This is a genomic window from Corynebacterium sp. ACRPO (assembly GCF_022347205.1).
Classification (GTDB): domain Bacteria; phylum Actinomycetota; class Actinomycetes; order Mycobacteriales; family Mycobacteriaceae; genus Corynebacterium.
The window spans coordinates 1-1665 of record NZ_JAKRNE010000030.1 but is presented as its reverse complement, the minus strand read 5'-3'; the positions used below and the strand labels follow the sequence as shown (position 1 = coordinate 1665).

Genomic DNA, 1665 nt, shown 5'->3' with positions numbered 1-1665 from the left:
CTGGCACGCGGCTTGCATCGACATATTTTCTGCCAAGATGCGATCTTCCACGAGACGGACCACACGGTCCTTTGCATCCTGGTCAAATTTTCTTGGCATATTCCAGATTTTCCCATCTACTTAAACAGAACAAAACCTGGGACACTTCAATTGGGCACCTATCTCGCTACGATCGCCACAGCCTACTGCGGCCTTGGCATTGCGCTTCTAGTAGGGTTCGATGCTGCAGTATTGAGACTTTCTGGCGTAAGCGAGGCTGATTGGTTCCGGTGGGTGACGCTTGTGCTGGGCGCGGGGCTTTTCATCTTCGGTACGTTCTCGCCAAACCCCAAAAAGCCCGCGGCCACGCACACCGCCGGCCCAGAAGTAACAAAGAGTCGGGCTTCTCGCCTTGCTCGGGGCGCGTCACTGAGTGCGTCCGGCATGGTGGGACTTGCGCTAGGTGCTGCCGTTGTCGAGGCTGCGACGATGTTGCCCTACCTAGGCGCAATGGGAATTATCCAGTCTATGTCTTTCGGGTTTAGCGGCAAGGTCGCGATTATTGCGGGGTACTGCATCATCATGGTCCTACCGGCAACTCTTATAGCTGTCATTGCAGGCGCAGCGGGGCCGGCCATCTTTCCTCGTTTGGAGCGCGCCATCCGTCGGCTGGAGTATGAAGCGAAAGTGACGTTGCTGTGGATCGCGGCAATTGTGGGAGTCTACATGGCGGCATCGAGTGCACAAGGGCTCGGATTGATCGGTTGAGTGCAAGGTTGGACCTTGAGCGATAGCGTCGATTGAAGAGCCCCTTCCTACAGAGCTAGCCCCGCCCCGTCATAACAGCGACCGAGGGCTAAGCCCTCTCCATCACGCTTTCGTGCGGGTAGTGGCCTGCCAGCAAGAGGTATAAATTTTCGGATCTGTACTTTTAGGCTGGGGTTAAGGGTCAGAAAGTGTGTCTGGGACCGGGGATTTCTAGGGTCTGAACTGTAGGTTCTCGCGGAATATACGCTTTGGGAGCATATATCTGGCCTTGGGAGGCCAAATCCACGGTGCGGCTGCCAACCTGTGGTAGTTGACGGCGGTGTGGTGGATCAATGCCAAAGAATCGACCACACTCCCGCTGCGGTGGAGAAACAAAATGCAACGAATCGACCAGCTGAGACTTCGACCGATAGCGCTATAAACTAGGCAATTCTCCGCCAACGAGAGCCGCCCCGATGTCACCAATGCAGCAGTATTTAACCAGCTCATCGCCTACTGCGTCGCGCCAATAACCTGAACGGAACTAGCTCAAAGAATTGGCTCTAGTGTCGCGCACGTTGGGACGGTTGCGTAGTAGAAGCTACCTGGCCGGTGTTTCCTAGCGCACCGTCGGCCGTACTGATTATCCCAACGACTAGGACTTCACTTACACCGTATACGCCCAGTCAGCCGGCCAGGAAGCTGGCAAATCTAACCCCACCGACACGCCGAACCAGACACACATTTTGACCCTTAACCCTGTCGTGGCGTTGTCGTGGGTATATGAAAGAGCCCCTTTCCGATTTGAACTGCTCCCTATTAGTTGGACTGAGAAATCAGTTTCCGATTAGTGGGGAGTAGTTTTCATTGAGAGCCCGAAGTTTGGTGAGTGAGCATCAGCGGGAGCAGTTGGTTGAACTATTTGAGCAAGGCATAGGC

At 54.7% G+C, this 1665-nt stretch carries 1 protein-coding gene; it reads left to right on the top strand.

Annotation, left to right across the window (positions count from 1 at the left end; genetic code table 11):
- Positions 1-12 precede the first annotated feature (12 nt).
- Positions 13-747: a GAP family protein gene (locus tag MHY22_RS11420; protein ID WP_370658855.1), complete on the top strand. Its 735-nt coding sequence runs from the start codon at positions 13-15 to the stop codon at positions 745-747.
- Positions 748-1665: the final 918 nt, after the last annotated feature.